Annotated in this window: 25 protein-coding genes, 3 tRNA genes and 1 riboswitch; of the genes, 16 read left to right on the forward strand and 12 right to left on the reverse strand. The window is 55.5% G+C overall.

The window, feature by feature from the left end:
* Window positions 1–65: 65 nt before the first annotated feature.
* The gene (gene recJ, locus LG297_RS08145; protein WP_404426419.1) at window positions 66–1,862 is read left to right on the forward strand and encodes a single-stranded-DNA-specific exonuclease RecJ; all 1,797 of its coding nucleotides are present in this window, start codon (window positions 66–68) and stop codon (window positions 1,860–1,862) included.
* Between the two features lie 40 nt (window positions 1,863–1,902).
* Here the strand turns inward: recJ and LG297_RS08150 are convergent, their stop codons facing one another.
* Complete coding sequence (locus tag LG297_RS08150; RefSeq protein ID WP_404426420.1) at window positions 1,903–2,430, reverse strand: hypothetical protein; 528 nt, start codon at window positions 2,428–2,430, stop codon at window positions 1,903–1,905.
* Between the two features lie 474 nt (window positions 2,431–2,904).
* Here LG297_RS08150 and LG297_RS08155 point away from each other — a divergent pair, with 474 nt between their 5' ends.
* The 5 genes from LG297_RS08155 to LG297_RS08175 all read left to right on the forward strand — a co-directional run bounded on the left by LG297_RS08155 (window position 2,905) and on the right by LG297_RS08175 (window position 5,746).
* A complete protein-coding gene (locus tag LG297_RS08155; RefSeq protein ID WP_404426421.1) occupies window positions 2,905–3,783 on the forward strand; it encodes a substrate-binding periplasmic protein in 879 nt (292 codons plus the stop codon).
* 147 nt (window positions 3,784–3,930) lie between these two features.
* Window positions 3,931–5,184, forward strand: coding sequence for an MFS transporter (locus tag LG297_RS08160; protein WP_404426422.1), 1,254 nt, complete (start codon window positions 3,931–3,933; stop codon window positions 5,182–5,184).
* Window positions 5,185–5,448: 264 nt separating this feature from the next.
* A tRNA-Glu gene (locus LG297_RS08165) sits at window positions 5,449–5,524 on the forward strand.
* A 32-nt stretch (window positions 5,525–5,556) separates the two neighbouring features.
* Window positions 5,557–5,632: transfer RNA gene (locus tag LG297_RS08170), tRNA-Glu, on the forward strand.
* 38 nt (window positions 5,633–5,670) lie between these two features.
* Window positions 5,671–5,746: transfer RNA gene (locus tag LG297_RS08175), tRNA-Glu, on the forward strand.
* Window positions 5,747–5,835: 89 nt separating this feature from the next.
* Here LG297_RS08175 and LG297_RS08180 read toward each other — a convergent pair.
* Both LG297_RS08180 and LG297_RS08185 read right to left on the reverse strand, forming a co-directional pair.
* Window positions 5,836–7,206, reverse strand: coding sequence for a DNA polymerase IV (locus tag LG297_RS08180; RefSeq protein WP_404426423.1), 1,371 nt, complete (start codon window positions 7,204–7,206; stop codon window positions 5,836–5,838).
* 92 nt (window positions 7,207–7,298) lie between these two features.
* On the reverse strand, window positions 7,299–8,549 hold the full coding sequence (locus LG297_RS08185) for an EAL domain-containing protein (RefSeq protein ID WP_404426424.1): 1,251 nt from the start codon (window positions 8,547–8,549) through the stop codon (window positions 7,299–7,301).
* A gap of 322 nt (window positions 8,550–8,871) precedes the next feature.
* Here LG297_RS08185 and LG297_RS08190 point away from each other — a divergent pair, with 322 nt between their 5' ends.
* The 3 genes from LG297_RS08190 to LG297_RS08200 all read left to right on the forward strand — a co-directional run bounded on the left by LG297_RS08190 (window position 8,872) and on the right by LG297_RS08200 (window position 11,977).
* On the forward strand, window positions 8,872–10,284 hold the full coding sequence (locus tag LG297_RS08190) for a tetratricopeptide repeat protein (protein WP_404426425.1): 1,413 nt from the start codon (window positions 8,872–8,874) through the stop codon (window positions 10,282–10,284).
* A gap of 23 nt (window positions 10,285–10,307) precedes the next feature.
* The gene (locus LG297_RS08195) at window positions 10,308–11,054 is read left to right on the forward strand and encodes an S-adenosyl-l-methionine hydroxide adenosyltransferase family protein (protein ID WP_404426426.1); all 747 of its coding nucleotides are present in this window, start codon (window positions 10,308–10,310) and stop codon (window positions 11,052–11,054) included.
* Window positions 11,055–11,152: 98 nt separating this feature from the next.
* Window positions 11,153–11,977 (forward strand): MBL fold metallo-hydrolase, encoded by an 825-nt coding sequence (locus LG297_RS08200; protein WP_404426427.1) that lies wholly within the window; start codon window positions 11,153–11,155, stop codon window positions 11,975–11,977.
* Between the two features lie 26 nt (window positions 11,978–12,003).
* Here LG297_RS08200 and LG297_RS08205 read toward each other — a convergent pair whose 3' ends face one another.
* The 3 genes from LG297_RS08205 to LG297_RS08215 form a co-directional block, all read right to left on the reverse strand.
* Entirely contained in the window at window positions 12,004–12,696 is a 693-nt protein-coding gene (locus LG297_RS08205) for a flagellar motor protein MotB (RefSeq protein ID WP_404426428.1), read from the reverse strand.
* 36 nt (window positions 12,697–12,732) lie between these two features.
* Complete coding sequence (locus LG297_RS08210) at window positions 12,733–13,527, reverse strand: motility protein A (protein ID WP_404426429.1); 795 nt, start codon at window positions 13,525–13,527, stop codon at window positions 12,733–12,735.
* Between the two features lie 279 nt (window positions 13,528–13,806).
* Window positions 13,807–15,519 (reverse strand): methyl-accepting chemotaxis protein, encoded by a 1,713-nt coding sequence (locus LG297_RS08215; protein WP_404426430.1) that lies wholly within the window; start codon window positions 15,517–15,519, stop codon window positions 13,807–13,809.
* A 261-nt stretch (window positions 15,520–15,780) separates the two neighbouring features.
* Between LG297_RS08215 and LG297_RS08220 the strand changes: the two genes are divergently transcribed.
* The 6 genes from LG297_RS08220 to LG297_RS08245 all read left to right on the forward strand — a co-directional run bounded on the left by LG297_RS08220 (window position 15,781) and on the right by LG297_RS08245 (window position 18,399).
* Entirely contained in the window at window positions 15,781–16,047 is a 267-nt protein-coding gene (locus LG297_RS08220) for a hypothetical protein (protein WP_404426431.1), read from the forward strand.
* Between the two features lie 84 nt (window positions 16,048–16,131).
* A complete protein-coding gene (locus tag LG297_RS08225) occupies window positions 16,132–16,284 on the forward strand; it encodes a hypothetical protein (RefSeq protein ID WP_404426432.1) in 153 nt (50 codons plus the stop codon).
* A 1-nt stretch (window position 16,285) separates the two neighbouring features.
* Window positions 16,286–16,507 (forward strand): hypothetical protein, encoded by a 222-nt coding sequence (locus LG297_RS08230; RefSeq protein ID WP_404426433.1) that lies wholly within the window; start codon window positions 16,286–16,288, stop codon window positions 16,505–16,507.
* A gap of 135 nt (window positions 16,508–16,642) precedes the next feature.
* Entirely contained in the window at window positions 16,643–17,170 is a 528-nt protein-coding gene (locus tag LG297_RS08235; RefSeq protein ID WP_404426434.1) for an adenine phosphoribosyltransferase, read from the forward strand.
* A gap of 125 nt (window positions 17,171–17,295) precedes the next feature.
* Window positions 17,296–17,742 carry a hypothetical protein gene (locus LG297_RS08240; RefSeq protein ID WP_404426435.1) on the forward strand — a complete coding sequence of 149 codons (447 nt, stop codon included), beginning with the start codon at window positions 17,296–17,298 and terminating at the stop codon, window positions 17,740–17,742.
* A 114-nt stretch (window positions 17,743–17,856) separates the two neighbouring features.
* The gene (locus LG297_RS08245; protein WP_404426436.1) at window positions 17,857–18,399 is read left to right on the forward strand and encodes a Panacea domain-containing protein; all 543 of its coding nucleotides are present in this window, start codon (window positions 17,857–17,859) and stop codon (window positions 18,397–18,399) included.
* A gap of 29 nt (window positions 18,400–18,428) precedes the next feature.
* Here the strand turns inward: LG297_RS08245 and LG297_RS08250 are convergent, their stop codons facing one another.
* Window positions 18,429–19,529, reverse strand: coding sequence for a ChaN family lipoprotein (locus tag LG297_RS08250; RefSeq protein WP_404426437.1), 1,101 nt, complete (start codon window positions 19,527–19,529; stop codon window positions 18,429–18,431).
* Between the two features lie 14 nt (window positions 19,530–19,543).
* Window positions 19,544–20,725 (reverse strand): trans-sulfuration enzyme family protein, encoded by a 1,182-nt coding sequence (locus LG297_RS08255; RefSeq protein WP_404426438.1) that lies wholly within the window; start codon window positions 20,723–20,725, stop codon window positions 19,544–19,546.
* A gap of 69 nt (window positions 20,726–20,794) precedes the next feature.
* Between LG297_RS08255 and LG297_RS08260 the strand changes: the two genes are divergently transcribed.
* Window positions 20,795–22,117 carry an NAD(P)/FAD-dependent oxidoreductase gene (locus LG297_RS08260; protein WP_404426439.1) on the forward strand — a complete coding sequence of 441 codons (1,323 nt, stop codon included), beginning with the start codon at window positions 20,795–20,797 and terminating at the stop codon, window positions 22,115–22,117.
* Between the two features lie 2 nt (window positions 22,118–22,119).
* On the opposite strand, the gene LG297_RS08265 is transcribed toward LG297_RS08260, so the two are convergent.
* The 4 genes from LG297_RS08265 to LG297_RS08280 all read right to left on the reverse strand — a co-directional run bounded on the left by LG297_RS08265 (window position 22,120) and on the right by LG297_RS08280 (window position 25,953).
* Window positions 22,120–23,163 (reverse strand): MBL fold metallo-hydrolase, encoded by a 1,044-nt coding sequence (locus tag LG297_RS08265; protein ID WP_404426440.1) that lies wholly within the window; start codon window positions 23,161–23,163, stop codon window positions 22,120–22,122.
* Between the two features lie 136 nt (window positions 23,164–23,299).
* Window positions 23,300–24,253 (reverse strand): ABC transporter substrate-binding protein, encoded by a 954-nt coding sequence (locus LG297_RS08270; protein ID WP_404426441.1) that lies wholly within the window; start codon window positions 24,251–24,253, stop codon window positions 23,300–23,302.
* A gap of 75 nt (window positions 24,254–24,328) precedes the next feature.
* Window positions 24,329–25,132: an ABC transporter permease gene (locus LG297_RS08275; protein WP_404426442.1), complete on the reverse strand. Its 804-nt coding sequence runs from the start codon at window positions 25,130–25,132 to the stop codon at window positions 24,329–24,331.
* Window positions 25,129–25,953, reverse strand: coding sequence for an ABC transporter ATP-binding protein (locus tag LG297_RS08280; RefSeq protein ID WP_404426443.1), 825 nt, complete (start codon window positions 25,951–25,953; stop codon window positions 25,129–25,131). Before LG297_RS08280 ends, LG297_RS08275 begins: the two co-directional genes overlap by 4 nt.
* Window positions 25,944–26,055: riboswitch (TPP riboswitch) on the reverse strand. Its footprint overlaps the gene before it by 10 nt.
* Between the last annotated feature and the right edge of the window lie 667 nt (window positions 26,056–26,722).

Consider the following 26,722-nt stretch of genomic DNA (forward strand, 5'->3'; position numbering starts at 1 on the left):
TCTGCTGTGCCTCAAGGTAAATTATCCGGTTTAAGCGCGGCCTGTATTACGCTATTTCATTGGGCATGACAGATCATGCGCAAGAAAAGACATTTTTGGGGATAGAGCGATCCGTTACCGGTAAATGGTGGCGTGAACGCAATCTGGACGATAGGCTGGCAATCACCATTGCCCAGCGTTTTGGCGTTCCCGAAGTCGTCGGGCGTGTGATGGCCGCCCGCGATATCGGGCTGGATGATGCCGAAAGTTTCCTGAACCCGACCTTGCGCGATCTGATGCCCGATCCATCGACCTTGAAGGATATGGACAAGGCCGCCGCCCGCATTGCCGATGCAGTCATCAAGGGCGAGAATATCGCAGTTTTTGGCGATTATGACGTTGATGGTGCAACGAGCACCGCGCTTCTGAAGCGCCTTTTCGCAGCCCTTGGGCGCGATGTGGTGGTTCATATCCCGGACCGTCAGAAGGAAGGATATGGCCCCAATAGTCCGGCTTTGCTGGATTTGCAGCGCCGGGGGGCCAATCTGATCCTTACGGTCGATTGCGGGGTTACGGCCTATGCGCCGCTGACCGATGCCAAGGAAGCCGGGATCGAGATCATTGTTGTCGATCACCATGCCGCCGAGCCGGAATTGCCGCCCGCTGTTGCCGTCGTAAATCCTAACCGCCTTGATGATGAAAGCGGCCTTGGGCATTTGTGCGCCGCGGGCGTTGCCTTTTTGCTTTCCGTTGCGATCCTGCGCGAATTGCGTTCGCGCGGCTGGCTGGAACAGGCAGGCGTTCGTGCACCCGATTTGCGCAACTGGCTGGATCTGGTGGCGCTTGGCACGGTTTGCGATGTGGTGCCGCTGCGCGGACTTAATCGTGCATTCGTGACACAGGGCATCAAGATCATGCGCAATCGCCATAATGTCGGCATGGTGGCGCTGGCCGATATTGCCGGGGTGAATGAAACGCCCAGTGCCTACCATCTTGGATTCATGCTGGGGCCGCGGGTCAATGCAGGTGGGCGTGTCGGGGAATCGTTCCTTGGGACAACGTTGCTTTCGGGCGATGATCCCGCCCAGGCGCTGGATATCGCGCGCAGGCTTGATGAATATAACCGTGAACGCAAGGCGATCGAGGATATCGTGCTTGATCAGGCGATCAGTGCGGTTGAAAGCCAGTCAAAGGTCGGGGCAATGGTTCTGGTCGGTGGCGAAGACTGGCACCCCGGGGTGATCGGCATCGTCGCCAGCCGTTTGAAGGATCGTTACCATGTGCCCGCCCTTGTGATGGGCATGGTTGATGGTGTGTTCAAGGGATCGGCGCGTTCGGTACGCGGGATTGACCTTGGGGCTGCGATCATTGCCGCGCGTCAGGCGGGCCTTCTGATCAATGGTGGCGGGCATGGGATGGCGGCCGGTTTTACCCTTGACCCGGAAAAACGTCCTGCGTTCGAGGAATTCCTTGAAACCCGCTTTGCCAAAATCATTGCTGAAAATGATATCCGCCCGACCATGACGGTTGATGGTGGTCTGCATGCGATGGGGGCGACGCTTGATCTTATTGATGCCCTTGAAAAGCTTGGCCCTTTTGGCGCGGGCAATGCGGAGCCGCGCTTTGTCTTTCCCGAATGCCGGGTGGTCAAGGCCGATGTTGTCGGCGCTGATCACGTGCGCTGCATTTTATCGGGCAGTAACGGCAAAGGGCGGCTCAAGGCCATCGCATTCCGCTGCCTTGACAATGATATGGGCCAGACCCTTCTGAAGCATGGCGGGCGGCCCCTGCATATCCTTGGTCATTTGCGGCGTGACAGTTGGCAGGGGCGCGACGGTGTACAGCTTATGATCGACGATGTCGCACTGCCGGTTTCGGGATAGGGTAAAAACCGGCAACGTGTCGTGTGTCGGCCTTTACTGTTTAGGTCGTCCCGTCATTGCGCTTTTGTTGCCGGATAATAATCGATGATATCGCCTGCGACAGGATGCTGACCATTTCGGCAGAATCGCGATTTTTTTCGACATTTTCGACAATTTCGTCATATGTTTCAATGATGTCGCGCGCAATCTGCGGACTGTTGGCAATTCCCTCGGCCGCAAGAAATCCACTGATAATAGCCATCAGAACGTCGCGTTCGGCCGGTTCGGTGCCCTGCAATTCCGAAGGTGTGTTATCTGACGTGTCTGGTGATTCCGTCCGGGCGTCAACACCGCCTTCACCGGTGGCAATCCATTCCATTCGCACGCCCTTCATGATTGCAAGGCGGGCAATGCCGACAAAACGGGGTTCGGATTGCGCCTGACACCATCGGTTCAATTGCTCCGGGATGACGCCGGCAATTTGTGCGGCATCCTTTTTGCGATCAAACAGTTCGACCACATGGCGAATGCGGTCCCCGAGCGCGCTGTCAAGCACGGGCAGCGGGGCGTCGGTATTCCGCCTATCCATGTGGCACGCTGCAACTTGCCGGAGAGAAATTGCAACTACCCGTTTTCCGGGAAAAACGGCAATGTCGAAATTTTTTAGTTGAATATCGAATTTTTTCGTTATAAATCTTGCTCATGTTCAACTTTAACTGGCTTTTTTAACCAAGGGGCTCGGTTGTGTTGTTCGGACTTGGGGATCGGCGAAGAGTGGGCGCCGACAGAATCATTGACAGTATACTACATCAACATGTTCTAAAATTAGACTGTTACCATTTCCGGGCGTGATCGCTCTTTCGCGTGATGTGAATATCGTCACGCGACGGGTTGTTCCTGTCCAAGTGGATAATTCCCTCCGAGTCTAGATATGTACGACGTCACTGGCAATCAACATGTCAGAATACATCGTTGATGAAACGGGTTTCGTTGCGGTTTGTTCTTGGGGTCTTGCAAGTTTCTTTTGCGGCTTTCTGCATTTTAACCGCTGACAGGGAAACGCATGCGACGGGCTGGCATCTTCTTCAAGTTTAAACAACGGCGAAGCGTCACAATCCTGCGCCGCATTTTGGTTATCGGCGCTTTTGCCATCGTTGCATTGTGGTCGCACGGGCTTTTTGCATCCCCGAAGGCCGACGGTTCAAAGATCACCGCCCGGACGGTAAAAATTTATACCGAGGATTTTGCGCCGTTCAATTATGCGACAGAGGATGGCCTGACCGGTGCCGGTGCCGACATGGTCCGGGAAATGGCCAAGCGTCTGGGTCACGACGGCAATTTTGAAATTCTTCCCTGGAAACGGGCCCTGCAGATTGTCAAAGCGAAACCTGGTACTGCCGTTTTTTCAATGGTGCGGACCTCGGAACGCGAGAACGAGTATAAATGGGTCGGGCCGATCCTGGTGACCCGTGGCTGGCTTTATAAAATGACCAGCAGCAGTCTTGAAATCCGGGAACTCGACGATGCACGCAAGGTCGCGGCAATCGGGGTGCAGGCGGGCGGTGCGGCGGAACGGATGCTCCATGAACAGGGTTTCAACAATCTTGCCGCCCTTTATACGCCGGGCAATGCGTTACAATTGCTCGCCAGCGACCGGATCGATCTATGGGAAGCATCCGATCTGGTGATGGAACATCAAAGACGGAAATTTGAACTTGCCGCATCGGAAATCGAACCGGTTATCGGTCTGGGAACTTACAGGCTTTATCTTGCCTTCTCTCCTCAGACGCCCGATTTCGTCGTTCGGCCATGGCAAATGGCGTTGGAAGAATTGTGCCGGGACGGGACCTTTGCTGCGATTGGCCGCAAATATGGTGTGACCATGCCCGATGACGATACAGCCATGGCACCGACAGACGAATTTGACCTGATGACACGATGAGTGCCTGAACGGGAATATGCACCAGACAGGGTGGGCCGGGTATCATGCCGGTTTTAGATATCGGGCATAACGTATCACCGCAATACATCCGATATATTGCGCAAAGGCTTGCGGGCATTCCGTGATCGGATTATGCCAATTGGCATCATGAATGATCATACAAAATCACCACAGCAGGCGTCTTATGGGCTTGGAACCTTTTTATGGATCCTGACACCCGTGGTGCTTGCCTTTTCGCTTAGTCAGTTTTTCCGTTCCGCGCAGGCTTTGCTGGCGGAATCGCTTCGGGTCGAAATTTCAACCACGCCCGAGGAGCTCGGCCTGATATCGGGCAGCTTCCATTTTGCCTTTGCCCTGATGCAAATCCCGGTCGGTGTGATGCTGGACCGGTACGGCCCGCGACTGACCAACGGGGTGATGATGATCATTACGGTGGCCGGTGTCCTGATCTTTGCCAATGCGCATAGTGTGCCGGGATTGATGATCGGGCAGGCGGTGATCGGCCTTGGCTGTTCGGCGGCCTTCATGGCGGCACTGGTGCTGGCATCGCGTTGGGTGGCGCCGGAAAAGTTTGCCGCAACCTCGGGTCTGATTGTGGCTTTCAGCCTGCTCGGCGTTCTGGCATCGGCAACGCCATTGGCGGCCCTGATCGAACTACGCGGCTGGCGCGAGGTTTATTACGGTCTTGCCGTGCTAAGCGCACTTTCGGTCGTCCTGACATTCGCCATGGTGCGCGATGCCCCACCAAACCACAGCTTCCATTCCCGCAAGGGCGAAACCGTGAGCGAGGCCCTGCGCGGCATGGTTTCTGTCTGGAAAAACCGGCAGGTCTGGTTTCTGGTCGGTGTCGCCTTCTTCAGCTATCCGGCGATCCTGACGGTACGCGGGCTTTGGGGCGGGCCATATCTGCATGATGTTTTCCATCTGGGGGCGGTGGATGTTGGCAACGTCCTTCTGGTGATGACAATCGGCATGATCATCGGCCCGCCCGCCTATGGGCATCTTTCGCGCCTGATGGGCGGGGCGGCACATCCGCTGATCGTCTTTGCCGTTCTGATTGCGGCTGTGCTGTGCCTGTTGCAGGCGCTGATGGGGACGACCGCCCTTTGGCTGGCGGCGGTCCTGATGGTCGCACACGGGCTTTTGGGGAGCTGTGCCACGCTGAATTATGCCGCATCGCGTGCTGCCGTACCCGAACATCTGATTGGTCGGGCCCTGACCACGGTCAATCTGGCGACCTTTGGCGGGCTGTTTGTCCTTCAGGGGATTGCCGGCGTGATCATTGGCCGGTTTGAGCCGGGCGCAACGGAGGGTTATCGCGTGATGTTTGCCTTTCTTGGCATCTGTCTTGCGATTGCCGGAACTGCCTTCTGGATGGGAACGCGCAAGCGGGCGAATTGATTTCAAACGGTTTTGTGCCGGATGCCTTTATGGTTGTCGTCGCGGGCATGCGTTCGCATATATGTTGAATCATATATGTTGAATGAGGATATTGAAGGATCGGGCTGTGATCCTTGCAGTTAAACAGGATGCTTGGATTTCCCGGCTTTTGGCGTGTTATCGCCCTATTTGCGGTGGGGGATTAAAAAAAACGTCACAGCGGCGAAAAACGCGCTTGACCTTACCCCACCCAATCGCTAAAAACCGGCCTCGTTAACGCGCTGCGTCCCCTTCGTCTAGAGGCCTAGGACACTGCCCTTTCACGGCGGCAACAGGGGTTCGAATCCCCTAGGGGACGCCACTCGTTAACACGGACTGCATTTTGGTGACTGTGTCCCCTTCGTCTAGAGGCCTAGGACACTGCCCTTTCACGGCGGCAACAGGGGTTCGAATCCCCTAGGGGACGCCACCAAAGCAGGCCATACATAAGATCGCACTGCGATTTGCGTCCCCTTCGTCTAGAGGCCTAGGACACTGCCCTTTCACGGCGGCAACAGGGGTTCGAATCCCCTAGGGGACGCCATCTTCTTTCAAAGACGATTATCCTGTTTGTAATGCTCGTTCGGTTCACGACGGGCATTTTTTGTTTTTGCTTTCCGGTCTTGGTAAAGTTCAGAACCCAAACCGGTGCTGGCGCGATGTTTTCTTGTGCTGGCGATATCGCCGCGTCAGGCTTTCGCGCAATTGTTCCGCCGTCGGGCGCGGGATTTGCGGGATCAGGCGGGCCGGAGGCAGGGTATTTTCGCCGTTATCCTCGATCAGTTCAACGGGTGCTGTTTCTTCGGCTTCGCCAAACAGGTCGGCAGGGTCGGCTGTATCGGCCGGGAAAAGATCGGCCACACCAACACCCAGCAGGCGATAACGCGTGCCATCGACTTCCTTTTTCAGAAGTGTCAGTGTGGTTTCAAGGATCAGATCCTCGCGCAATGTCGGGTAGGTCAGACGCATATTGCGCGTACGCGTCTTAAAGTCCGCTGATTTCAGTTTCAGCACAACGGTATGGCCCGCGATTTCCTTGCGTGCGAGGTCACTGGCAACACGCGCGGTCAGGCGCTTGGCGATATCGACCAGTTCGTCAAGGTCGGAAATGTCTTCGTTAAAGGTCGTCTCCGATGACAGGCTTTTACGTTCGCTGCTTTGTTCGACACGGCGATTGTCCTGCCCGCGTGAAAAATGGAAGAACCGTTTGCCAATGCTGCCGTAACGGCCCTGCAAGGCGTGTATATCAAGCTGTTGCATCTGTCCGATGGTGGTGATGCCATCCTCGCGCAGCTTGCGCTCCATCGCCGGGCCGACGCCCCACATCATGCGCACCGGTTTATCGGCAAGGAACGATACGGCTTCTGCCGTGCCAATCATTGAAAAGCCGAACGGTTTATTGAGGTCGGATGCGATCTTGGCCAGAAATTTGTTGTAGGAAAGCCCGATGGAAACCGTGATGCCGACCTCGCGCCGGATTTGCACCTGAAGTTCGATCAGGCATTCGGCGGCTGTTTTGCCATGCGCTTCCTGCGCGTTGGTCAGGTCAAGAAATGCCTCGTCGATTGAAAGCGGTTCGATGTCCGGGGTGATGGCGCGCATCATGTCGCGCACTTTGTATCCCTCGCGCTGATATTTCACCATGTCGGGTTTCAGGAAAACGCCATCCGGACACAATTCCCGTGCCTTGAAGGCAGGCATTGCGGATCGGACGCCGAATTTGCGTGCGACATAGCAGCAGGTGGAAACAACCCCGCGATGACCGCCGCCAATGATGACGGGCTGATCAATCAGTTCCGGCCGGTCACGCTTTTCGATCGAGGCATAAAACGCATCGCAATCAAGATGGCCGATGAAAAGGTCGGGGAGTTCGGCATGCGCAATCCCGCGTTTTCCGCCGCAAACCGGGCAGGGTGCATAGGCACCTTCGCCGCTTTTCGCAAGCGGCCGGTCTGTTTGAAAACGCCATTTGTGATGGCAATCGGGACAAAGTGCATAGATCATGTATATTTGTACCGCTTTTGTTCCTTCTCTGCCAAGAGGAGAAACGCGGTACATACCGGTCAGGTGACAGGAATTGTCAGGATCAGGCCGGATCAACGTTTCTGGGCGGCGGCCGCACGCTTGGCCCGGCGCTGGCGGGCGATCATGTTGTCGATATAGCGTCCCTGAAACAGGGTAATCCCCAGTGACTGGCCGAATTTGATGGCGGTAGGGCTATCGCAGCGGCACAGGATCACGCGTTCCCGGCCCGAGTTTTTTACAAGATTGTCCATTTCGGAATATTTCTTGCGAATGACGTTGTCGGTCATTTCCTCGCGCCAGGCGACCTTGATGAAATCGGCCTTGAGGCTTTTGCGATCCACAAACGAAAGGGCTTCGACAGTCAGGTTGTCGATCAAAACGCGATAGCCGCGTTCATGGAATTCATCACGCAGCCGCAAATAGGTTTCAAGGTTCGAGAACAGATCGACCTGATTAAGCTCAAGGATCACATTGCCCGGCCATTTTTTGCGAACGACTTCGTCAAAGCGTTCAAAATCCTTCGATGTCAGCGTTTCGAGATTAAGGTTGATCGAGAACGAGCTGGCATGTGTTTTGAACGTCCGCTTGCACAGATAATTCAGCATGCGTTTGTCGAGCACTTCGGTCATGTGCTGAAACAGCCAGCGGTTCGATGCCAGATCGATATTGGGCATGATCGCATTGCGCAGATCGGTGATCGAGACAAAGAACTCGTCAAAAACCGGATGCAGTTCCCTGGAGCCTTCGCGGGCAAAGACACAAACCGGCTGCTGGCGGATATGTTCGGAAAGATCGGCCGAATGAATGGTGTCTTCAAGCTGCGCCAGATTTTCGGCATTGATCGGATGCAGGATATCTTTCGGTTTTTGATTTGTGCGCAGATTGCTGTTCTGCTGCAGTTTCTTTGCCCGGTCGTCAAGATGCTGGCACAGCAGCAGGAATTCCTGAAACTCGGTATTGAGGTTGTACCAGGTACAGAAACCGGTTTCCTCGCTTTCATCCTGGGAAAGCGGATCGTCACGGAACAGATAGCGTAGCGTATCGACACCCGGTTCGACATCGGCAATCGATTTATCTTTCCAGATGAATAGAAGATCGTCGTTGCTGAGCACAAAGATGCGGCCAACATAAAGCTTTACATAGCTTTCGAAGGTGTTGGTTGCGACCCGGATATGATAATCGCGCCGGTGGAAGGGTTTAAGCCGCGACAAATGAATATGAACCGCGCGGTGCCCGAACTTGCGGGTTTCCAGGCGCTGGACATAGTCAAGCATCAGGTATTCCTGAAGGGCCTGTTGGCCATATTGTTTAGGCTCAATCAATCTACTTCCCCGAAAGATACAGGATTAATTCCTGATATTTTGAATTCATACAATGGTATGGAATCACCTATCAAACCATATTGTCCCTGAATGCCGTGTTAACAGGGGGCACCCGGTATATAGTATGATTTTGCGAACTATATTCTGAACATGTCCTATCGCATAGTTTCCGACATTGGAAAATGCTTTTAACGAATTGTTCGCAGCCATGGGGCAGACTGGATCACCATCAGGGAAACGATGGGGCGATGCGCGTTTGACTTGACGGCGGCCTGGGAAACATGCTCCCTGAATTGTCTTTCAATAATAGGGGGTTGACACCATGAAGGTATCCGCAATGCGGACCGGAGACTGGCTGAGGATCGGCGGCAGAAGCCTTGCCGTTATCGGCGTGGTTTCATGGGTGTCTGGCTGTGCGCCACTGCTTGATCAGGATTTCTGGGACGAGGCAACTTCGTTTACCGATGAGAATTATACCGCCAATGGCCTGCAGCAATTGGCCAGCGGTGATTATGCCTCGGCCGAGAAGTTCTTTGACGAGGCATTGCGTAAAAATCCCCAGGACGGTCATGCGCTTTTGTGGCGGTCTGTCTTGTATCAGAACACCAACCGGGGGGATCGTGCCCGCGACGGTTATGACACGCTGATTGCGATGAACCCGCCCGGCACGGTTTTGATGACAACCGCGACCGGTACGCAGCCCCGTCCGCTTAGCGATGCTGCCGAATTCAACCTGATGCGCCTGGATCGTGGTCTTCCGGGATCGCTTAGCATCAATGACCAGATCGCAACCGCCCCGGCGGGGCTTGGCAACACGTCCCAATCGACGATGGCGCAATCCTCGGCAGCACCTGTGATGACTTCCGCGCCTGTGCGCTCTTCCGCTATGCCTGCTGCCGGTACGGCGCTGAATGCCGGAGACGAAGCAATTGCCAAACGGTTCACCATTTTGCGCGATTTGCAGGCAGCGGGTCTTGTCACCCCCGAAGAATATTCCGCACGCCGGTCGAACAATCTGGGCGCACTTCTGCCCATGAGCCAGCAGGCGCCGGCGGCCTTTCTTGATAGTCCTCCCCCTGACAGCACCCAGGTCGAGCAACGCCTGAACCAGCTTAACCGCGCCCTTCAGATTGGTGCGATTACGGTGCAGGAACATGTCAACGAGCGAACTGCCATTCTTGATGCGCTTCTGCCGGCCCAGCCGCGCCAGCGTGCAACGCCGCCGCCCGCCCCACAGGGGTTGATGGACGCCGCCCGTCAGATCGCACGGATCGAGGATTTGTCACAGATGAAGCTGGTGACGCCGGATGAATTCAAGCGCGAACGTGATGCGATTGAAGCCGCTATCGTCGAACCGGCAAAGGCCAATGTCACAACATTGAATTCCGGCGAACCGGTGCGTCGTGTTGCCACGGGTGAAGGTCGGGCGGTTCAGTCCGGCGGCGATATGGCCGCTGCACCGGTTGCCAATCCGGCCCCGGCAACGACGGCTGCCAGCGGGGGCAAAAGCCTGCATCTGGCATCCTATCGCAGCGAGGCACAGGCACAGCGCGGCTGGCAAATCCTGTCGCAGCGTTATGCCGAGCTGGCTCCGCTGCAACACGGTGTCACGCGGGCCGACATTTCCGGGAAGGGGACGTATTATCGTCTGATGGCAACGGGGTTAAGTGACGGTTCCGCCAATTCAATCTGTGCCGAACTGAAACGTCGCGGCCAGTTCTGCGAAGTCAAATAAGACCGGAATACCGGAAAACCGAGATGATCCTGATTTTCAGCGATTTTGGTGTAACCGGCCCCTATGGCGGGGCAATGCGCGCCGTGATCGGGCGCAGGTCGCCTGATTTGGCTGTCTGTGATCTGATGGTCGATGCCCCGGATCGTAATCCGCGGGCTTCGGCCTATCTGCTTGCGGCACTGACCTGCGAATTTCAGCCCGGTGATGTGGTGCTGTGTGTTGTCGATCCGGGTGTCGGGAGCAAACGGCGCGGGATTGTTGTCGAATGTGACGGGGTATCGTATGTCGGGCCGGATAACGGGCTGTTTGAAATCCTGATCCGGCGGGCCAGTCATTGCCGTATCAGGGTGATTGACTGGCAGCCCGAAAATACATCGCCAAGCTTTCACGGACGCGATATTTTTGCCCCTGTTGCCTGTATGATTGCCAGCGGGGAACCCGTAAAGCTTGACGAAATCGATCCGGCCTTGCGTGATATTCCGGCCCAAAGCTGGCCGGATGAACTTTCCGAAATCATTTATATCGACAGCTACGGCAATCTGATGACCGGGCTTCGCGTGGCACCGGGCTGGCAGGACCGCGATCAGGTTATTCTGATTAACGGGCAATCTGTTTCGGCAGCCCGGACATTTTCCGATGTTGCCTTGGGGCAGGGTTTTCATTACCGCAATTCGATAGGTCTTTGCGAAATTGCCGTAAATTGCGGGCGGGCAGACCAGGTTTTCGGGGCTGAAATCGGAACTGTCGTCTTCGCAAGATCGCAAAAATAGAATGCGGGCAATTGGATTGCCAGAAATCAATGTTATATTTCAACCAAATGATCCTTATCCTGCATGTCAAAGCAGCAGGCAGATGTGGAAGGCGATGAATGGCAATTGATGTCAAGTTCTGGGGAGTCCGCGGAAGCATTGCCTGCCCGTCGCCCGATCATGTTGTTTATGGCGGCAATACCAGTTGTCTCGAAATGCGGATTGGTGATCAGACCCTGATCTTTGATGCAGGTACGGGTATTCGCAATCTGGGTAAGGATCTGATCCGACGCAAGGTGACCGGGGCCAGCATTTTCCTGACCCACACCCACTGGGATCATATCAACGGCTTTCCGTTCTTTGTTCCGGCCTATAATCCTGCGGCGCGGTTTCGCGTGCTTGCCGGGCATTTGACCGATCAGGGCGGGGTTGAACGGGTTTTTTCCGCCCAGATGGCCGACCCGACATTTCCGGTCCCGCTATCGGCCATGCAGTCGGAACTGACATTCGACGATTTCACCGTCGGCACGGTTTTGAACCCGGCACAGGGGATTGTGGTTCGCACTGCTCCCCTACGGCATCCGAACGGGGCCACGGCCTATCGGGTGGAACATGGCGGCAAATCGGTTTGCTATGTCACCGATACCGAACATGTCCCGGGTGAGCCCGATGAAGTGATCCTCGATTTCATCCAGAATGCCGATCTGGTGATTTACGACAGCACCTATACCGACGAGGAATTCCCGGCCAAGGTCGGTTGGGGCCATTCCACCTGGCAGGAAGGTATTCGCCTTTGCCGGGCGGCCAATGCCAAACGCCTTGCCCTGTTCCATCATGATCCCGATCACAATGACGCGGCGATGACCGTGATTGAACAGAAGGCACGCGCGCAATGGTCAAATGCCTTTGCCGCGCGCGATGAAATGGTTCTGGTCATCGAATAGGGAGCTTTCCCCCTGAACTCATACCGTCAGAATACACGCGAATATTTCGGGAAAATGCGGATATCGATGCGGCGGTTTTCCTCGCGATTTTCCTCGATCGGATTGCCGTCATCGTCGCGATTGGGCAGCTTCGGTTTGGTGTCGCCATAGGATATGGCCCGCATGCGGTCGCTGTCGGGATCGACCCCCACAGCGGTTAAAAACCGAACAACGGCAATGGCCCGCCCGGCGGCCAGTTCCCAGTTGGACGGGAAACGCGGCGTGTTGATCGGACTGTCATCGGTATGACCGGTGACTTCTATCTGAAAGCCAAGGTAGCGGGGCTCTCTCAGCAGATCGCCAACATCTTTCAGGAAAATAACCGCATCCTGTGTCAGATTGGCCGAACCGGGATGAAAGAACGGCCCGCTGCCCAGTTCCATCAGGATGCCTTCATCGTCGGTCGATACATTGACTGAATTATCCATCGATGTGTTGAACACGACATCCTGAAGGTCGGTTTCCAGAACCTGCGTCGGGCGGACGATTTCACGCTTGCCGATCTGTTCGGCGATGCCCGACTGGACCTTTTCAAAAAGCGGGATTTCAACCTTTGAAAAGCTGACCAGCATCACGAAAAACGCCATCAGAAGCGTGATAGCATCGGCATAGGTGGCCATCCAGTCTTCATCAACCGGTTCTTCCGGTCGTTGGCGCATCGGTGATTTGCGTCGGGCCATCATGGCCTCCTGTCGTCAAGGTATCGTCTGCAGCCGCTATTTTGCGGACTTGTCGATATTGAAATGGATCGCCGGATCAAGGAACGAATTCATTTTGTCCTGGATCGCGCGCGGTCCCTTGCGGTCGGCCAGCATGATCAGGCCTTCGGCAATCAGGTAATTGCGAAACCGCATGATTTCCTCACGCTGCTGGATCTTGTTGGCGGCCGGCATGAAAAAGAACCGTGCGGCAACAATCCCGTAAAGCGTCGTGATCAGGGCAATCGCAAGTCCCGCGCCAAGCTGTGTCGGATCGTCGGCCATTTTATCGAGCATGATCACAAGCCCGACCAGCGTGCCGATCATGCCAAATGCCGGTGCGGCACCGGCCATGTTTTTCAGGATGGATACAGGCACCAGATTGCGACTGAACGCGTTTTCAATCGCGTTATGAAGCATTTCGGCGGTTTCATCACCGTTATACCCGGTGATGACGACTTCCATCGCCCAGCCCAGAAACGGTTCATCCTTGCCCACACGCTGCGCTTCCTGTTCCAGGGCGTTGATGCCCTTTTTCTGAAGCAGATAACCCCATTTGACAACCCGGCCGACCTCGCCGGTCAATTGGCCTCGGCCCATCTGCGGTGCCCGGAAAATCTTGAAAATCAGTTTCAGCGCCAGGATCACATAGCGGGCTTCATAGGCAATAAAGGTTGCTGCCAATGTCCCGCCGATAACCATCAACGCGCTCGACAGGCTGACAAACACAAAATAATTGTCGGTCGAAATAAAGATGGAACCGATAAACAGCCCCAGACCGACCAGAATCCCCAAAATCGTCGTAAAAGACATTGTCTTTTATTTTCTCCAAGCGTGAACCGCTCGAATCCCCCCAACCCGATTAGAACTTTCAGAGGTTTAATACCTCTTTTTTCCAGAATAGACATATCGTCCGTTGCCGTCAGGTAAATTTTGCTATCCCGTCATCCACCAACGGCAAATTTTCCAATAATCGGCTATATCTATTCAACCTTTGATTTTGCAGGTCGATTGCAAGACACCCAAAAATAAACCCCGCACCATCAAAGACAGTGCGGGGGACAACATGCCGTATTTATAATGCTTTTGGCGTCAGGCCGCCCGGATGCTGATCAGGAAACGGTCAACCTCGCTGCGAAGTTCGGTTGAAAGCTGCCCGAGTTCTTCGGCAACCTTCAGAACCTGATGGGCTGCCTGATCGGTTTCGGCAACCGTATCGCTGACGCGTTCGATATTGCTGCTGACTTCCTGCGTGCCGATGGCTGCCTGTTCGACATTCTGTGCGATTTCGCCGGTGGCATCGGCCTGTTCGCGGACGGCATTGGAAATTGTGTTGGTGATATCGGTGATCCGCGAAATAACGTCGGAAATATCGTCCATTGATTGTACGGTTTTTCCGGTTTCTTCCTGTATCGCCAGGATTTGGTCGGAAATTTCACTGGTGGCGCGTGCTGTCTGGTTGGCAAGGTTCTTGACTTCGGCTGCAACCACGGCAAACCCTTTGCCTGCTTCACCTGCCCGTGCGGCCTCGATGGTTGCGTTCAGTGCCAGAAGGTTGGTTTGCCCGGCGATATCGCTGATCAATTCGACAATCTCGCCAATGCGACCGGCGGCATCCGAAAGACCGGCAACAGTTTTGCTGGAAATTTCCGCTTCGCGCGATGCCTCGGCGGTGATTTCGGTCGAATGGTGGGCCTGATCGCCAATCCGGGTGATCGACTGCGATAAATGATCGGCGGCATCCGCCACAGTGCGGACATTGACGGTGGCTTCTTCGGAGGCCGCGGCAACTGTGGTCGCACTTTTACTTGCAAGGTCGGCTGCCCCGACCAGCGCACGCGCGGTGCTTTGCATCCGTTCGGCCGATGTTGAAACCGAACCGACAATATTGGCAATAACGCCTTCGAAGCCGCCGATATGTTTTTCAAGGGTTTGCATGCGTTCTTCGCGTTTGCGCGAGGCGGCTTCCTGTTCTGCCTCCATGCGTTTCTTCGCCACCGCGTTGGTTCTGAACACATCGACGGATCGGGCCATCCGCCCGATTTCGTCCTTGCGATCCAGATCATGGATGATCAGGTCGGTTTTGCCATCGGCAAGCTCGGTCATGACCGAACCCAGTTTGCTGAGTGGCTCGGTCACGATTTTGGACAATAACAACCGCATGCCGATGATGGTCGCAATCGCAATGGCAATGCCGCCAATCACAATGCCGATCAGGATCTGATTGGTTTTCGCCTGTTCTGGCGCAACCGAAAGGCTTGATGACAGAACGGCAATCACGTCACCTTTTTCGGCGTCCATGGCGCCATGGCAGCTAAAGCAGACCTCGCGCTCCGCCCCTTTGGTAACGCCCAGAACAATCGGCATCGACAGGCGATAGGTGCCCTCGTCGGTATAGCGACCGATGGTTTGACCTGTTTCAATCGCTTCGCGGTCAATCGCATCGCGCGGCGTTTTCAGTTCCTTGTCCTCATTTTCCTTCATATAGGCCAGGGTCGTTGGTCCCCATGCTGACCAAAGCTCGCCGGGGTAATCCAGATTGCGGCTTTCAAACCAGTTGTTGAAAACATCGATACCGATATCGTCGGCATCGTCAGGGCGGGCCGCCATGACATTGACAATCAGCGCATGAAGCGATGTCAGTTCATTCTGGCTAAGTTGATGAAGTTTGGCATCCATTGCCTTTTCTTCGGCAAACATCATCATGGCAAGGGCGATGATTACGGTGGATGTCACGCCGAAGGCCGACGCCCACATAAAACGTTTGCGAATGCCCATGGCATTGAAAGCCGATAACAACTTCATCACTGATCCCCGATTGGATAATGCAAATGCATGCGAACGGGCCATCAATGATCCACTGATGGTCCGTATCAAACTGTCCCGGATGCAGCATCGGGCCATGCGGGGTGCAGGTCTTTGATTTGTCTCAAGTCGAGAGCCAAAATGCCCGGATCATTCGGATAGGTGGACGTCCGCCGGTATAGTTTGCAGGGGCGAAACCTTGTCATACGCGACACGGCAAGGCATAAGGCGGATGATCATCGTGCAGAACAGGAAAACATCATGAGCCTTTCATTTTCGGATGCGCAGAAAAAGCTCGAACAGATCACAGCCGAAATGCTGGAACTGATCCGCAAATACGGGCTGGATGCCGAAAGCCCGTTTGATGTGATTCCCGTCGCACGCGCCAAAATCGACAATCAGCAGGACTATATCCGGTTTCTTGAACTGTCCATCGAAGGTCGCATTTACGGCGAATATGCCGATGCCCTTAAAAAGAAACTCGATGAAGAAACCCGTCAGGCCGAAGCCAACAAAAAGATGCACTGAGCCGATCCGGGCATTTGCAAAATGGCGGATTTTTTCAGTTAGCCAGAATGTTGTTTTACAGAAACTTTTTTCGATTAAGGCGGGATGTCACAAAATATTCCCGATCTTGTCACCGTCCTGCCGTTGAGACGCGGCCTTTGGGGGATTATATCGCTGCTTGACGATGCGCTGGCAAAGCCGGGTGTCGTTTCCGAAGGGAATTGTCATTCGGAACATCACGAGCAACAGGATGGCTGACATGAACAAAAGTTATGTCCAGACCTTGATGGAAGTCGAAAAAGTATTTGGTCAGATCAATGACCATGATTATCGCCTTTACCGTGCCGTATGGGGTAACCGGCAGGCAGCCGGTACCGGGTTGCCGCGCGGCACGCGTGCCGAAATCAGCAAGAAACTTGCCAATGATTTTGTTTCTGCCAACAATGCGGTAACGCATCGGACAACCGCGCACGCGGCCTAGCGCCGGATCGCATTCAAAGGACGGCAACAATCCGCCCAATTCCGGAAAGCTTGATTTCAAACCGCCATCTGGTGTTAAAGATGGCGGTTTTGTTTTTCCAGTTTCGTTTTCGAAACGCCGTCCGGAGTTGCCACGATGTCGATCAAGTCGCTGATCCGTACCATTCCCGATTACCCGAAAAAGGGAATCATGTTTCGCGATATCACAACGCTGTTTGCCGACCCCGAAGGCCTGCGCGATGTGATCGACAGTTTTGCCGCCGAATTCCAGGACAAGAAGATCGATGTCATCGCCGGGATCGAGGCACGCGGCTTTATCATCGGTCCGGCGGTTGCGGTTGCCCTTGGTGTCGGGTTTGTGCCGATCCGAAAACGCGGCAAACTTCCGGGCGAAACCATCGAAGTCGAATATGAACTTGAATATGGCTCGGACGTGATTGAAATGCACATCGATGCGATCAAACCCGGCCAGCGTGTGTTGGTTATGGATGACTTGATTGCGACGGGCGGTACTGCTCTTGCCGCGATTGATCTGATCGAAAAGGCGGGCGGCGAGATTGCCGGTTGTGCCTTCATCATCGATCTTCCCGATATTGGCGGGGCGCAAAAAATCCGTGATCGTGGTGTGGAAGTGTTCCATCAGGTCGAATTTGAAGGCGATTGACGCCTTAAAACCGTTGCTGAGCCACGGAAAATGACGATTCTTGTCTCTTTTGGGCCGTAATTGGGATATAATCTTACAGTTGAACAATGCTGTAATATGTTCCGGTTCCGGCTGGAGAGAGGAAAATGGTCGTACCTGCCGTCAATAACCAGTCTATAAGCCAGGTCAGCCAGTATGGCCGACTTGCGGCTGCTGGTGCGCGCGGTGTGGCGACGGTTGACCGCAATAGCCAGGTCCAGGCACCCAGCGAACATTACACCTATGATCCCGATAATGACGGTATCCTGTTCAATGCCTATATCGACGGCAAAGGCAAACAGCAATCCGGTCAGGGCAGTGCGGGTGAGCAAAAAGACCAACGCGCCGAACAAAGCCGCCTGTCGGCCGCGCGCCGCGCAAGTGATCGCGAAGGCGCGATTTCACCCGAAAGCGATATCGATTTCGCAAGCTTGCTTGATCTGGAAATCCCGTTCAACCTTGGCACCAATAGCGGCACGTCATTCTATGCCGTGGTCAATGCCGTCGTGCATGGTGCGGGTATCCGCGGTACACGGGTGGATGCCTATATCTGATCGCCTGCCGGATTTTCTTCAAAATTAAATACACATTCCGTTCCGGTCCTTGTTGTCGTGCCAGCACGGCATTATGATCGTGATCCGCCATGCGTTTCGTTTGCTGGATCAGATATGCAGAACAAGCCGGTCCTCAATTCCGTATTCGAAGCCGTTTTTCGCCTGATTGATCATGCGTTAAACGACAACGAATATCTGCAGCCGCAAAAGCTTCATCGTCTGCTGTATCTCGCACAGGCCTATTACGGGGCGAACTATCATGGCCGCATGTTGATGCCGGCCGTGTTTATTGCCGACGATATTGGCCCGATTGAACCAAACGTCTATGCGGTGATGGAAGAAAGCCGCCCGGATGTCCGCCTTAAATCGGTTGATCCCAAAACGCAGCATTTCATCGAAAGCATCTGGTCGCAATTCGGTCATCACTCGGTCGAACATCTTAGTGAAACCGTGCGCAATCATCCGCCCTATCTTGATGCCTATAAACAGGCACCGGGGACAGTGATCCCGTTTCAGGTGATGGTCGATTTCTATACCTCGGTCCGCAAAAGTGCGACCACGCCCGAGGCCAAGGAAGTCGTCCGCCCGCGTGTCATGCGCTCGCACAAGGGCAAGCCGGTCGCGACCACCGACTGGCTGCCGCGCCGAATTAAATAATCGGATCAAATGGCTGTAAATTCAGTCGATTATTGGGCGATATTCAGGTCTTCGCATGGATCTTCGCGCGGCAGATCATTGGTAAACCACATGAAATCCACAACTTTTTCCGAGCCCATCCGAAGCGCATAATCACGCACACCCGGAAGGTTTTCGCCCGGATCGTCTGCCTCGATCAGAATGACGACTGCAATGTCATCATCGGGCAAATCGGGTGCATAACGCCGCAGGTGATAGGGGACGGCAATATCGTCACGAACATGCATTGCCCCGGCAATCAGGAATGCACCATCGATATTCCTGCGGGCGTCCGCATCGATCATCGCACGCGCCAGCGACGCATCGCGGGCAAATTGCACAAGTCCGAAGGCAGGCAATTGCGATTTGGGCAGCATGTTGCAATGCCCGTCGGCAATTTCCTTGTTGAAACGTTCGGCAATATCATCGGGCAGGGGCGGTAATGCCAGTTTCCCGGCCAACTCGGCGGGCAGGGCTTTGATGCCGTCGCGGATCATCGGGCGTAGAACGTCTTGTGGCAGGTTCCCGGCAATCATCGCCAGGTTTTGTGCCTTTGCCGCCTCGGCAATCGGGGCATAGTCGTGCCATAATGGCCAGCCGCTTTCAGCCCAGTTCATCTTGGGGCCAAGCTCCTCGGGGGAAACGGTCTGCCATGCCTGATCAAGGCTGTCCTGCTGGTCGCGATTGAACATTTCCCAGACAATTGCACGATGGTGATCATCGCGTTTGCCAAGCGCCTTGATCAATTCCGACTGATGATGATGGTGGATCGGGTTGTCATGCTTTTCCCCGATCAAAACAAACCGCTTTCCGGCAAGGCGCGAAACCATCTCGTCGAACATGACATAGCTTTGCGTATTCATGTCGAAAATCAGACCTGGTGCCGGGGGCAGGGAATTGGCATCGGGAATATCGCGCATGCCCGACGGTTCGGTGGCTGCGTCATTTTGTGCGGACGCAGAATTGACCGGAAATTCCAGAACCGGCACCAATGCCGTTATGGCAAGACCTGTCAAAAGGGAACGTTTAAAACAGTGCCGATTGAAGGCACGAGACGCAGTTCTCATCACGCGCGGAATATCCAGTCCATTCTTGCCAGTTCGCTCAGGCATCAAACAATCGGCTTTTATTTGCTCAAAGCCAAGGCCGTTTCAAGATCATTTATCAGGTCTTTGGCATCTTCGATACCGACCGACAGGCGCAACAAATCCTCGGGCACCGGGCTGGTCGGGCCTTCGACGGATGATCTGTGTTCGATCAGGCTTTCAACCCCGCCAAGCGACGTTGCGCGTTTGAACAGTTTGCACTGATTATGGAAATCCACGGCCCGTTTGCTGCCGCCCTTGACCCGGATCGACAACATGCCACCAAATCCGCCGTTCATCTGGCGTTTGGCGATGCCATGGCCGATATGGCTTTCAAGGCCGGGATACTGGACCTGTTCGATTTCGGAGTGGTTTTCGAAATGGCGGGCGATTGCCATCGCATTGGCACAGGCCCGTTCGACCCGGATTGACAGGGTACGCATGCCACGCAAAAGCAGCCATGCTTCGAACACACCCAGAACCCCGCCGCCGCCTGCATGCTGTTTGCAAACCCGTTGCCAGAATTCGCTGTTCTTGTCGGCGGTGGTAAGTGTACCGGCCAGAACGTCGCTATGTCCGTTCAGATATTTGGTTGCCGAATGCATGACGATATCGGCCCCCAGGTCAATCGGGCGGGTCAGAAGCGGTGTGGCAACCGTATTGTCGACCGCGACAATCGCCCCGGCCTTGTGCGCGGCATGGGCAACGGCGGCGATATCGGTGATCTGCCAATCCGGGTTGGCGGGTGTTTCCAGCCAGACCATTCTGGTTTTGCCCGGCTGGATATGTTTTACCCATTGGGCGGTATCGCCATTATCGACAAAATCAAATGTCAGTCCGGCGCGCACCCCGCTATCGAGCATGAAGCTGCGAAGTGCCCAGTACATCACCTTTGGCGCAACCACATGATCACCTGGTGATAACGCATGCAGCAAGGCAACTGCGGCGGCCATGCCCGATGCGAACAGGCGCGTCTGTGCGCCGCCTTCAAGTGCGTCAAGAACCGCGCAGGCCTGATCATAGGTCGGGTTGTCGGTTCGGGTATAGCAACGGCCGTCGTGATAGCTGAGGTCGGTATTGCGTTCAAACGTGGTCGAGGGATAGATCGGCGGGGTGACCGAACGGGTGGTTTCCTCGACCCAGCCCAGTGCCTGGGCCGTTATGGTTGCAGGTTGCTGTTTCCTGTTATCGGCAGACATGGTGGCACCTGATTTTGTTGTCATTTATTGCCACGCAACATAACGTGGAACACGCCACATCCCAAAACGAAAACAAAAGAACGACCTATTCAAATGCCCCACACAACGAACGATCCCCAAATTGACCTTCCCGAAGAATGCGATGTCGTGGTTATCGGCGGCGGTATTCATGGCTCCAGCAGCGCTTATTACTTTGCCAGGGCGGGCATGAAGGTTGTCCTTCTGGAAAAGGATACCATCGCCTCGCATCAGTCCGGTCGTGCCTGGGGCTTCGTGCGCCAGCAGGGCCGCGACCCGGTTGAATTGCCCCTGATGATCGAGTGCAATCGTATCTGGCAGGGGCTTGAAAAGGAACTTGATGCCGATCTGGAATGGCGGCAGGGCGGGGTCATGTTCGTTGCCCGCGACGATGTGGAAATGGCCGAATTTGAACAATGGATCGAAGACGCCAAAGGATTTGATATCGAAACGCAGGTGCTTGATCCCAAGGGCGTCGCCAGAATCGCACCGGGCATCACGCGCCCCGGAGTTGGCGGAATTTATACGCCTTCTGACGGGCAGGCCGAGCCAAAAAAGGCCGCCCCCGCCATCGCAAAACGTGCCGGTGAACTCGGTGCCGTTATTGCAGAGGGCTGCGGTGCCATCGGGATTGAAACAAGTGGCGGCGCAATCAGTTCGGTCATATCAGAACGTGGCGAGATCAAATGTAAATATGTCATCTGTGCTGCCGGTGCGGCGACGCATAAATTCGTCGCAAAATTCGGCCGTCGCCTGCCGCAGCAAACCACGCGTGGCACGGTGATCCGAACCACCCCGGTGCCTGATATCTCGGCCGCCGGTACATTGGCCGCCGGTCTGGCGTTTCGTCAACGTGCCGATGGCTCGATGAATATCGCTGACGAATTCATGACCGATCTGGATCTGACATTGGGCCGGTTCAAATATGCCCGCGATTTTGCACCGGGCCTGTTTGCCAATTGGGCCACCTTCAAATTCCATCTGAACAAACGGTTCATAGATGACCTTGTTGATCGTTTGCCGGGATCGGCGGCATCGAAACAACCACTGATCGGGCGGCGGGAAAATCAGGCGCAGCCTTACGAGGTGCGCGTCAAAAACGCGATGGCGAACCTGCAAAAGGTTTTTCCGCAAATCAAGCAGGTGGGTGTTGTTGATAAATGGGCGGGCGATATCGATGTCACCCCGGATGCCATACCGGTGATCGATCAGTTCGACAACCCCAGGCATTTCTTCGTCGCCACCGGCTTCTCCGGCCACGGGTTTGCCATGGGGCCGGTGGTCGGCAAGGTTTTGGCCGACTGGATCACAACCGGGCAGCCGTCGATAACCCTGAAGGGCATGGAACTTTCACGGTTTGAGGATGGCAGCATCCGCAAACCGCGCACGCGGGTCTGATGTCACTGGGCAGCGTCGGTTTGCGGCAAAACACCAGTCTGATGATCGGTTTTGCCGTCAAAAAGCCGTGTCGCCCCAATCGGGGCGGCAATGAAATCATCATCGGCAATGCCGGCATCCTTGAGCGCCGATGCCAATCGCACTGGCGGTTCGTCAACCGGTTCGGCGGTCAGGACGAAGGTGCCCCAATGAATGGCAAGCGCCTGTTTGACGCCCATTACCTGCATGATCTGAACGGCTTCTTCGGGGTTGGTGTGGGCGTTGCTCATGAAATCGCTGGGTTCATAAGCGCCGATCGGGATCAGGCCGAAATCGATCCCGCCATATTGTTCGCCCATTTCGGCAAACAGCCGTTCATTCCAGCCGGTATCGCCGACGAAATAGAAACGATAACCATCGGCGAATTCAAGGATGTAGCCGCCCCACAGCATTTCCTTGCGGTCCTTGGTGGTGCGCGCTGACCAGTGATTGCTGGGCACATGGGTGATGGTAACGCTCCCATGCGAAAGGCTTTGGTCCCAATCCATTTCGTCATACCGGTCGGGGGAGATTCCGGCCTTTTCCAGAAGAGTTCCGTTTTTTAGCGGCAGGATATAGCGCGGTGTATTGCCAATCTTTCCAAGGCTTTCGATATCGAAATGGTCGTAATGATTGTGCGACAGCAGCACCAGATCAAGATCTGGCAACTGATCGATCTGCAATCCCGGCTGGCTGTATCGTTTGGGGCCGACATAACGGAACGGCGATGCCCGTTTGGCAAAGACCGGATCGGTCAGGATATTGAGCCCGCCATATTGCACCAGAACCGTCGCATGGCCGATCCATGTGACTTGCAGACGTGCGGGATCGGGATTGTGGATCGCATCCAGATTTGGGGCCTCGGTCGGGATTTTTCCGTGCTGGTGCTTGGCTTTCGGCCAGTTTTCGGCACCGAAATAGCGCCGTTTCATAAACCGCCAGAAAGACCGTTTGACCCGATCAGGCAGGGGGTAGCGGTTTTCAAATCCGGAATCGGTGTGATGTGGTGGTCGGTTATCATTCGTCACGCGGTCAAATCCCCTGATCGGCTGATTGTTGTTTTCGATCTTATGAATGTGTCGCGGATCGGGAATTGTGCAAGTGCGGTCCGGTCAATGGAAAAGGCCGGAACCGCGTCGCGTTCCGGCCTGCATTCCCATCGGTCTATTCGATCACGGTTACGTAGCTGTCAAGCGGTGGAACGGTTTCGACAATTCCCTGATCCTTCAGATAATCGGCAAAGCGGGCATAACGGGTGCGGTCAACAGCAGCCGGACGGAGCGCAAAGCGTGGCAGGGTATCGGCCCATGCCTTGATGTTGAGTTCGTCATCAAGGTTTGGATAGGCCGAGATAAAGGCCTGCCAGCTGTCATCGGGATGGTTGATAAGGTATTGCACACCTTCTTCAAGGGCGGCCAGCATGCGGGCATAGCGCGGATCATCGACCTTGTCGTTGCGCACCGTCAGGATCAGCTCGTCATAGGGCGGAACGCCTTCTTCCTCGACATAAAATGCCTTGCCCGGCTTGCCTTCAATTTCCATCTGGTTGAGTTCGAAATTGCGGTAGCCACCGATGATCGCATCGACCTGCCCTGAATAAAGCGAGGGCGAGAGCGAGAAATTGACATTCACCAGTTCGACATCATCAATCGAAACCCCGTATTTGCCCAGCATCGTGCCGAGTAAGGCATCTTCGAAACCGGCCAGCGAATAGCCGATTTTCTTGCCCTTAAGGTCGGCAATTTCCTTGATCGGGCCGTCTTTGAGGACAATCAGGCTATTGAGCGGGGTCGCGACCAGCGTGCCGATCCGGGTCAATGGCAGGCCTTCGGCGGCCTGTACGTGAAGCTGTGGCTGATAATTCACGGCAACATCGCCCTGACCGGCGGCAACAAGGCGCGGCGGGGCGGATGGATCGGCCGGTTCGATCAGCTCGACATCCAGATCATGTTTGGCAAAAAAGCCCTTTTCCTTGGCGACAATCAGGGGCGCGTGATCGGGATTGACGAACCAGTCCAGCAGTATGGTGAGCTTGTCGGCGGCAAAGGCCGGGCTGGTCATTCCCATCGCGACGGCGCCAAGGGTGGCGGCGGTGATCATGGATTTCAGGCGTGACATGGTGGATGAACCTCCTATCGGATCAGGTGTGTATTTGTGATGTTTTGCCCCGCGGTTTCGGGCGGGGAATTGGCTTTATCTTGCCGGTTTCAGGCTGTCGGGCTGCCAGGGCAAAGCCGCGCGTAAGGCGCGGTCGACAAGGAAATATTGCGTGATTGAAAAGGCGCACAGGATCAGAAGGCAGGCAAAGACCATATCGATCTGAACCCGCGCATTGGCATGCAGCATCAGATAACCAAGCCCGTGGCTTGATCCGACCCATTCGCCGATCACCGCCCCGATGGGGGCAACCGCGGTTGCGACCCGAAAACCCGAGGCAAATGAAGGCAGTGCGGCGGGCAGGCGCACATGGGTCAGCAACCGCCAGCGGCTGGCACCCATGGTGCGCGCAAGATCGAGGAAGCCCGGTTCGGTGCGTGATAACCCGTCAAAAAACGCGACCGTGACGGGGAAGAAAATGATCAAGGCCGCCATCGCGATTTTTGAGCCCAGACCAAAGCCCAGCCATAATACCAGAAGCGGGGCCAGCGCAAAAAACGGGATCGCCTGCGACACGAGCAAGATCGGCATCAGCCAGAACCGAACGGGGGCAAAAAGCGCCATCGGAAGGGCCGCCAAGGCCCCCAATGCCGCCCCGGCAAAAAGCCCGATCACGGTTTCGGCAATCGTGTATCTGGCATGGTCAAGCAACACGTCATGACGCTTGATCAGGGTCAGCCAGACTTCATAGGGGGCGGGCAGCATATATTTCGGCGCGCCGGTGACGGTCACAACAAACTGCCATGTCGCGATCAGGGCGGCGATGATGATGATCGGACGGGCAAGTTTCAGCAGACGCCGTTCGGTCAGCGGGGTGCGGGATGTTGGTCGGTTGGTCATGCCAGATCCTCCGCCCGGTTGAGTTCTGCGGCGGTGGCGCCGAGCTGACGGAGCAGTTCGGCCTGATGGCGGAGGATTTCCGGATCGGTGACATCGCGCGGGATGGTGCCCGCCGGAAGCATGGCGTCGCTCAGTACGGCAGGGGTACCACGCAAGACATGAACGCGATCCCCGATCCGAAGGGCTTCGAGCGGATCATGGGTCACCAGCAAAACCGTTTTGCCGCGCAATACCCGTGCGGCAAGGTCCTGAAGGCGCATGCGGTTAAGCGGATCAAGGGCGGAAAAGGGTTCATCCATCAGGACGACCGGGCGGTCTTCCATCAGGGTGCGGGCAAGGGCGGCACGCTGCTTCATCCCGCCGGAAAGTTCGGCCGGGCGCAAATGTGCGGCGTCCGATAGTCCGACCTTGGCAATCAGCGCATCGGCGCGTGCAAGATCGGGGCGTTGATTGCGAAGCACCGCGCCCAGAACGACATTTTCCCGGACGTTCCGCCACGGCAGCAGCAAATCCTGCTGCGCCATATAGGCAACCCGGCCGAAAAGGGGCCTGCCATCCGAGCAGGCAATATCCCCGCCAGCCTCGCCATCGACCAGCCCGGCGAGATAGCGCAATAATGTGCTTTTGCCGACACCCGAGGGACCCAGCAAACAGGTGATGCTGTTGGCGGGTAGGGTCAGATCAAGATCATGGAAAATATCGTCGCCGTTAAAGGCCACGCGACCGCCGCGCAGATGAATATCAAACGGCGTCGTATTGCCCGACATGACGGGGGGATTTAAGGAGGCTGCCGGGGTCGGCGCTGGTTCTGTCTTGCGCATGCGATCCTTCCTACGCCGGTCTTAACCGGTTCAGGTTCAAAGGGTCGTCCGGCAACACCGAACCTCTCAGCCGATTCACGATTGGCCCCCCTGGAGATGACGGGACTATGCGCAGATCATGGCGGAACGTCAAGCATTGGAAAAAAGTTCTTGATTTGTTCTTTTGTTTGTGGCATAAGAGAAAAATCAACGGGAGAAATGCACCCGGACCAAAACCCGCAAAGCCATATAGGCTCTGCGGGTTTTTGCGTTTGGGGCCGGATTAGAGAGGGGGTCAGGATGCGGCGGCAAAGATACATACACAGACACGGACAGGGCGACAGAGCAATCCGCCGGATATTGATTGGCGGATGGCGGAGCCATTACGGCGGCATTCCGCGCCGGTTCTGACACGTTTCAAACACGCTTATTTGTCATGACGGGAGAGGTGCGTCTTTTTGGGAAAGGAGCGTTAAATTCGCCGGGAGCGGCGACAATGGCAGCAATGGCAGCAGTGGGTTATGGCCCGTCGGTGGTGGACAGGTTGGGGGCAGTGCGCCCGAAGACCGTCTGCTGGCGAAAATGGCGGTGGCCCGAGGTGTGTCTGGACGCCGGGGTGGCAAGTTGCCGCCGTGGCCGGAGCTGGCAGCGAGGCTGTGAGCGGTCCGTGGGTCGTCAGTTGGCGGGGCAGGCAGAGGCCCGTGGTATGTCCGGGCTCCGTGGTCATGGCATTGGCGGAAGTGGCCGGAGCAGGCAGCGAGGCTTGCGAAAGCCCGAGATTTGTTCGGGC

Origin of the sequence: Thalassospira australica, assembly GCF_044790785.1 — a bacterium.
Taxonomy (GTDB): Bacteria; Pseudomonadota; Alphaproteobacteria; order Rhodospirillales; family Thalassospiraceae; genus Thalassospira; species Thalassospira australica_A.

What these genes read in the sequence shown, in the direction of transcription:
- recJ (WP_404426419.1), top strand. Translation starts at nt 66, where the DNA reads ATGACAGATCATGCGCAAGAAAAGACATTTTTGGGGATAGAGCGATCC.
- LG297_RS08280 (WP_404426443.1), bottom strand. Translation starts at nt 25,953, where the DNA reads ATGCGCAAGACAGAACCAGCGCCGACCCCGGCAGCCTCCTTAAATCCC.
- LG297_RS08255 (WP_404426438.1), bottom strand. Translation starts at nt 20,725, where the DNA reads ATGACAACAAAATCAGGTGCCACCATGTCTGCCGATAACAGGAAACAG.
- LG297_RS08270 (WP_404426441.1), bottom strand. Translation starts at nt 24,253, where the DNA reads ATGTCACGCCTGAAATCCATGATCACCGCCGCCACCCTTGGCGCCGTC.
- LG297_RS08225 (WP_404426432.1), top strand. Translation starts at nt 16,132, where the DNA reads ATGTCACAAAATATTCCCGATCTTGTCACCGTCCTGCCGTTGAGACGC.
- LG297_RS08150 (WP_404426420.1), bottom strand. Translation starts at nt 2,430, where the DNA reads ATGGATAGGCGGAATACCGACGCCCCGCTGCCCGTGCTTGACAGCGCG.
- LG297_RS08160 (WP_404426422.1), top strand. Translation starts at nt 3,931, where the DNA reads ATGAATGATCATACAAAATCACCACAGCAGGCGTCTTATGGGCTTGGA.
- LG297_RS08195 (WP_404426426.1), top strand. Translation starts at nt 10,308, where the DNA reads ATGATCCTGATTTTCAGCGATTTTGGTGTAACCGGCCCCTATGGCGGG.
- LG297_RS08190 (WP_404426425.1), top strand. Translation starts at nt 8,872, where the DNA reads ATGAAGGTATCCGCAATGCGGACCGGAGACTGGCTGAGGATCGGCGGC.
- LG297_RS08180 (WP_404426423.1), bottom strand. Translation starts at nt 7,206, where the DNA reads ATGATCTATGCACTTTGTCCCGATTGCCATCACAAATGGCGTTTTCAA.
- LG297_RS08230 (WP_404426433.1), top strand. Translation starts at nt 16,286, where the DNA reads ATGAACAAAAGTTATGTCCAGACCTTGATGGAAGTCGAAAAAGTATTT.
- LG297_RS08200 (WP_404426427.1), top strand. Translation starts at nt 11,153, where the DNA reads ATGGCAATTGATGTCAAGTTCTGGGGAGTCCGCGGAAGCATTGCCTGC.
- LG297_RS08275 (WP_404426442.1), bottom strand. Translation starts at nt 25,132, where the DNA reads ATGACCAACCGACCAACATCCCGCACCCCGCTGACCGAACGGCGTCTG.
- LG297_RS08155 (WP_404426421.1), top strand. Translation starts at nt 2,905, where the DNA reads ATGCGACGGGCTGGCATCTTCTTCAAGTTTAAACAACGGCGAAGCGTC.
- LG297_RS08215 (WP_404426430.1), bottom strand. Translation starts at nt 15,519, where the DNA reads ATGAAGTTGTTATCGGCTTTCAATGCCATGGGCATTCGCAAACGTTTT.
- LG297_RS08245 (WP_404426436.1), top strand. Translation starts at nt 17,857, where the DNA reads ATGCAGAACAAGCCGGTCCTCAATTCCGTATTCGAAGCCGTTTTTCGC.
- LG297_RS08260 (WP_404426439.1), top strand. Translation starts at nt 20,795, where the DNA reads ATGCCCCACACAACGAACGATCCCCAAATTGACCTTCCCGAAGAATGC.
- LG297_RS08250 (WP_404426437.1), bottom strand. Translation starts at nt 19,529, where the DNA reads ATGCCTGAGCGAACTGGCAAGAATGGACTGGATATTCCGCGCGTGATG.
- LG297_RS08210 (WP_404426429.1), bottom strand. Translation starts at nt 13,527, where the DNA reads ATGTCTTTTACGACGATTTTGGGGATTCTGGTCGGTCTGGGGCTGTTT.
- LG297_RS08205 (WP_404426428.1), bottom strand. Translation starts at nt 12,696, where the DNA reads ATGGCCCGACGCAAATCACCGATGCGCCAACGACCGGAAGAACCGGTT.
- LG297_RS08240 (WP_404426435.1), top strand. Translation starts at nt 17,296, where the DNA reads ATGGTCGTACCTGCCGTCAATAACCAGTCTATAAGCCAGGTCAGCCAG.
- LG297_RS08235 (WP_404426434.1), top strand. Translation starts at nt 16,643, where the DNA reads ATGTCGATCAAGTCGCTGATCCGTACCATTCCCGATTACCCGAAAAAG.
- LG297_RS08220 (WP_404426431.1), top strand. Translation starts at nt 15,781, where the DNA reads ATGAGCCTTTCATTTTCGGATGCGCAGAAAAAGCTCGAACAGATCACA.